6 protein-coding genes are annotated in these 4,914 nt (G+C 76.6%); 3 read left to right on the top strand and 3 right to left on the bottom strand.

The genetic code is table 11. The annotated features are described in order from the left end of the window. The coding region (locus G6556_RS17010; RefSeq protein ID WP_166944050.1) for a PPA1309 family protein at positions 1–509 on the top strand (509 nt) is incomplete at its 5' end. Between the two features lie 7 nt (positions 510–516). On the opposite strand, the gene G6556_RS17005 is transcribed toward G6556_RS17010, so the two are convergent. Further along, positions 517–1,737 (bottom strand): PDZ domain-containing protein, encoded by a 1,221-nt coding sequence (locus G6556_RS17005; RefSeq protein WP_346774963.1) that lies wholly within the window; start codon positions 1,735–1,737, stop codon positions 517–519. A gap of 126 nt (positions 1,738–1,863) precedes the next feature. Here G6556_RS17005 and G6556_RS17000 point away from each other — a divergent pair, with 126 nt between their 5' ends. Then, a complete protein-coding gene (locus tag G6556_RS17000) occupies positions 1,864–3,312 on the top strand; it encodes a zinc-dependent metalloprotease (protein WP_166944048.1) in 1,449 nt (482 codons plus the stop codon). On the opposite strand, the gene G6556_RS16995 is transcribed toward G6556_RS17000, so the two are convergent. Next, entirely contained in the window at positions 3,309–3,800 is a 492-nt protein-coding gene (locus G6556_RS16995) for a hypothetical protein (RefSeq protein ID WP_166944046.1), read from the bottom strand. The two genes, G6556_RS17000 and G6556_RS16995, sit on opposite strands and share 4 nt — an antisense overlap. A 176-nt stretch (positions 3,801–3,976) precedes the next feature. On the opposite strand from G6556_RS16995, the gene G6556_RS16990 reads away from it, so the two are divergent. Further along, positions 3,977–4,402, top strand: a complete 426-nt coding sequence (locus G6556_RS16990) for a LysR family transcriptional regulator (RefSeq protein WP_166944044.1) — start codon at positions 3,977–3,979, stop codon at positions 4,400–4,402. On the opposite strand, the gene G6556_RS16985 is transcribed toward G6556_RS16990, so the two are convergent. Further along, a complete protein-coding gene (locus tag G6556_RS16985) occupies positions 4,300–4,857 on the bottom strand; it encodes a SprT-like domain-containing protein (RefSeq protein WP_166944052.1) in 558 nt (185 codons plus the stop codon). The genes G6556_RS16990 and G6556_RS16985 overlap by 103 nt on opposite strands. Positions 4,858–4,914 lie beyond the last annotated feature (57 nt).

The following is a 4,914-nucleotide window of genomic DNA, read 5'->3' as shown; positions in this document are numbered from 1 at the left end:
CCGCGGTCGTCGAGATCGAGCGGCACGTCGCCACCGGCGGCTGGGACGGCCCCGTGCGGGTGTTCGCCCTGGTCCGGACGCAGGCGGCCCTCGACGCCGAGCCCGCGCTCGCGTCGCAGCTGCCGCCGGACGTGCTGGCCGCCGCGGCCGCCGACCCCCACCACCTGACCTCGGTGGAGCAGGAGGGGCTGCCCGCGAGCGACGACCTGGAGGGCCTGCTCGGCGCGATCGCCTGGCCCGAGGGCGTGGACGGCGCGGCGCTCACGGTCGAGCGGATCGTGCTGCCGCCGGAGGCCGAGGAGGGCCTGCCCGAGGACCCCGACGCCGCGCTGACCGCGCTGCTCGCCCACCCGCAGCGCCAGGACGTGCGGCTCGCGGTCGGCGTGCTGCGCGACGGGCCGTCGTGGTGCGCCGTGCGGCAGCGGTCCGACGACCGGGACGACGCCGTCGGCCAGGGCGAGGACGTGGTGCCCGGGCTGGTCGAGGGGCTGCGGGCGACGTTCGCCTGAGCGGGCCTCAGCCCGCGTCGGCCGCGTCCGCCGCCGTGCAGGTCGGCAGGTCGTCGGCCTCGCCGGCGCCGATCGCCTCGACGGCCTCGCGCGCCTCGTGCAGCGTCGACACCTTCACGACGGTGAGCCCGTCCGGCACGTGCCCGACGACCTCGTCGCAGTTGCCCGCAGGCGCGAGGAACCAGTCCGCCCCGTCCCGCAGCGAGCCGGCCATCTTCTGCCGGATGCCGCCGATCGGGCCGACCGCGCCGTTGAGGTCCATCGTCCCCGTGCCCGCGATGACCCGGCCGTCCGCCTCGTCCTCGGGGGTCAGCTTGTCGATGATCCCGAGCGCGAACATCGTGCCGGCGCTGGAGCCGCCGATCTGGTCGATCCGGATGGACACGTCGACCGGCGGGTCGAACGTCGGGTCGATGTAGACGCCGAGCTGGCTGCCCCCGCCCTCCTCGCGCTCACCGGTGACCACGTCGAGGTCGACCTCGGCGCCGTCCCGCTGCACGCCGAGCGTGACGGTGCTGCCCGGGTCCGTCTGGTCCAGCAGGTCGATCAGCTGCCCGTAGGACGTCAGCGCGGTGCCGTCGTAGGACAGCAGCACGTCCCCGGGCTCGACCACGCCGACGGCGCCCGTGCCCTCGACGGCGTCGTGCACCGTGAGCGTGACCGGGACCGTGTACCCGAGCTCCTCCAGCGCGGCGACGGTCGCGTTCTCCTGCGAGGACACCATCTGGGCCTCGTTCTGCTCGTCCAGCTGCTCCTGGGTCGCGTCCTGCGGGAACACCGACTCGACCGGCAGCACCCGCCGGGACGGGCTCAGCCAGCCCTGCAGCACGCCCAGCACGCTCGACGGGTACCCGGGTCCGCCCGTGGTCGACACCGTGGTCAGCCGGAGCTGCCCGGTGGAGTCGTAGGTCTCGGCGCCGTCGATCGTGATGAGCGCCTGGCCGTCGTGCTCCCCCAGGGTGTCGAGGGTCGGGCCCGGTGAGTTCACCGCGTACGGCACCGGCATCAGGAGCAGCACGACGAGCAGCACGGCCGTGAGCAGCACGCCCCCGGACAGCAGCGCCGCGCGCCGGGTCACGGGCGGCGCGGGCTCGCGCGGCTCGTCCGGCTCCCCGGGCGCCTGCGCGGCCGCCGGGTCGGCGCCGGTCGGCGTGGGGGCGGCGAACGGGTCGGTCCCGCCCGCGGGCGACGCGTCGGGGTCCGAGGGGGTTCCGGGCTGGGCGTGCACCGGACGATCATGCCGCACGGACCCGTGAGGGTCGCGTGCGCCCTCAGCGAACCGGAGGTGACGACCGGGTCCCGCGGCGCGGGGGTGTGGTTACGGTGGCACCACGACGAGCCCGGGAGCACCGAGATGACCGACGACCCCACCGCGCGCCAGCCCGGCGAGCCCTCCGACGGCGCCGCCTGGGAGCAGATGCTGCGCCAGATGTTCGGCCCGGGCGCGGACGAGGCGCTCCGCCAGATGCGGGAGCAGGGCCTCGACCCCGCGGAGATGGCCCGCGCGTCCGGCCTGCCCGACGACCCGATGCTGATGAACCAGGTGATCGCCCAGGTGCAGCGGATGCTGTCGTCCAGCGGCGACGGCCCGGTGAACTGGGACGTGGCGCACGACATGGCCCGCCAGGTGGCGGTCACCGGCGGCGACCCCACGCTCAGCCCGGCCGAGCAGCGCCAGGCGACCGAGGCGCTCGGCGTCGCGGAGCTGTGGCTCGACGCGGCCACCGACCTGCCGCCCGCCGGCGGGCACGTCCGCGCCCTGTCCCGCTCCGAGTGGGTCGAGCAGACCCTGCCGACCTGGCGGACGCTGACCGAGCCGGTCGCCACGTCGATGTCGACCGCGCTCGCCGCGACCCTCGCCGACCAGCTGCCCGAGGGGATGGACCTGCCGCCCGGCCTCGGCGTCGGTGGCCTGGACCCGGCGGCGATGATGCGCCAGCTCGGCGCGCTCGTGTTCGGCATGCAGGTCGGCCAGGCGGCCGGCTCGCTGTCCCGCGAGGTGTTCGGGCTGACCGACGCCGGCCTGCCGCTGGTCGCCGAGCCCGCGACCGCGCTGGTGCCGGGCAACGTCGCCGCGTTCGCCGACGGCCTGGAGATCCCGCTCGAGGAGGTGCGGCTGTTCCTCGCGCTCCGCGAGGCGGCGCACGCCCGGCTGTTCACGCACGTCACCTGGCTGCGCGGCCACCTCCTCGCGGCGGTCGACGCCTACGCCCGCGGCATCACCATCGACGTCGAGAGCCTGGAGGAGTCGGTGCGGGCCATCGACCCCACCGACCCGACCGCGCTGCAGGGCGCCCTGTCGTCCGGGGTGTTCGCCCCGCAGACGACGCCCGAGCAGCGCGCCGTGCTCGCCCGGCTGGAGACCGCGCTCGCGCTGGTCGAGGGCTGGGTCGACGAGGTCGTCGCCACCGCCGCCCTCCCCCACCTGCCGCACAGCGTCGCGCTGCGCGAGATGATCCGCCGCCGCCGCGCCGCCGGCGGACCCGCGGAGCAGACGTTCGCGACGCTGGTCGGCCTGGAGCTGCGACCCCGCCGGTCGCGCGACGCCGCCGCGCTGTGGGCACGCATCGCCCGTGAGCAGGGCCAGCAGGCGCGCGACGCGATCTGGGACCACCCGGACCTGCTGCCCACCGCCGAGGACCTGGACGACCCGGCCGGGTACGCCGGGCGGCGCACCGCGGCCGAGGGCGAGCACGCCGACCTGGACCGGGCGCTGGCGGAGATCCTCGGCGAGGGCGAGCAGGGCGGCCCCGCCGAGGGCGGCGGTGACCCGGAGGCCCCGGCCGGCGACGACGAGCGCTAGGCGCTGCGCCGCTCCACCGTCCGGCCCGTCGTCTCCTCGAGGCGGCGCCGGACGGCCTCGGCCTCCTCGGCGGACGCCAGGACGATGACGCTCGACCAGCCGCGGGCGGGCTGGATCCGCAGCGCCGGCCCGGGCCGGTTCACGAACGCCACGACCTTCCCGCTCGCGAGGCGCAGGCCCAGCCCCCCGTACTGCAGGGGACGGGCACGCTCGATCAGCTCGAAGCGCACGACGTCGCGGGTGGCGATGCGGCGGGTCAGCAGGGGTCGGTAGCGCAGCCGGACCTCGTCGCCCCGGATCTCGAGCCAGTGCCGGGCCGGCAGCATCCCGCCCGCGACCACGGCGGCGGTGCCGACGAGCGCGACGACGACCCACGCGGTCGGGTCCGTGCTGCCGAGCAGCACGGCACCGAGGGCGATCAGCGGGCCAGCGACGCCGAGGACGAGGACCGGGGTCGAGAACGGGATCTTGGTGGTGGTCAGGTGCATGGTGCTGCCTCTCATCCGGGGTCGACGGGTGTCGGATGGTTCAGCGGCTGACGACCAGGGTCGAAGGTCCTGGGTCGCGGCACAACCCCGGTTCGGGAACCGCGAAGGGGCTGGTCGAGCGGCCCGACCTGTGCGCAGACTGGCCCCAGCCGCTCCACCCCGACGGGAGGCCGGTGATGGTCCAGCTCACCCACCTGGCGACGTTCGTCGCGGTCGTCGAGCACGGGTCGATGACGACCGCGTCAGCAGCGCTGCCGTGCGCGGTCAGCACGGTCAGCACGCACGTCGCGCTGCTGGAGCGCCGGCTCGACGTCCGGCTCCTGCAGCGGAGCGCGGACGGCTGCACGCCCACACCCGCGGGCGTGGTGGTGGCGCGGCGCGCGGCCGAGATCCTCGCCCTGCACACCCGGATGGTCGCCGAGGCGCGAGCCGGGTCGGCCACCGCGCTGCCGACGCAGCGCGACGCCCCGCACCCCGCGGCGGCCGGACCGGGGTCGGCTCAGTCGGCCTCGGGGTCGGCCGCGTCCTCCTCGGCGACCGTCGCGTCGCCGGGCGCGGCGTCCTCGTCGGCGTCCCCCGGGGCCCGCTCGGCGAACGAGTAGCCCTCGAGGAACCCGCGCGCCCGCTCGGTGCGGGGGTACGCCTCGAGCTCGGCCCAGAACTCCGGCCCGTGGCCGGCGTGCAGCAGGTGCGCGAGCTCGTGCAGCAGCACGTAGTCGGTGACCCACGCGGGCATCCCGCGCAGGCGGTCGGACAGCCGGATGCTGCCGTCCGCGACGGTGCACGAGCCCCAGCGCCGGCCCTGGTTTCCGGACCAGCGGACGCTCGACGGCACGGCGCGGCCGCCCAGGTAGCGCTGGTTGAGCTCGGCCGCGCGGCGGACCAGCTGGTCGTCCGACGGACGGCGGCGCTGCTCCTGGGTGGCGAGCCGGTCGAGCATCCGGCGCACCCACTCGCGCTCCTGGGCGCGGGTGAACCGGGCGGGGATGGCGACGATCGTCCGGCCGCCCTCGCGGTAGGCGGTGACGGTGCGGGACCGGCGGCGGGAGCGGCGCACCTCGACCGGGCCGAGCCGCGGGTCGCCGTCGGCGGGCCCGGCGGACCCCGGCGACCC

Origin of the sequence: Cellulomonas sp. IC4_254 (genome assembly GCF_011603975.1) — a bacterium.
Classification (GTDB): Bacteria; Actinomycetota; Actinomycetes; order Actinomycetales; family Cellulomonadaceae; genus Cellulomonas.
Note: the sequence above shows the minus strand (reverse complement) of the source record. Positions and strands in the feature narration are given on the sequence as shown.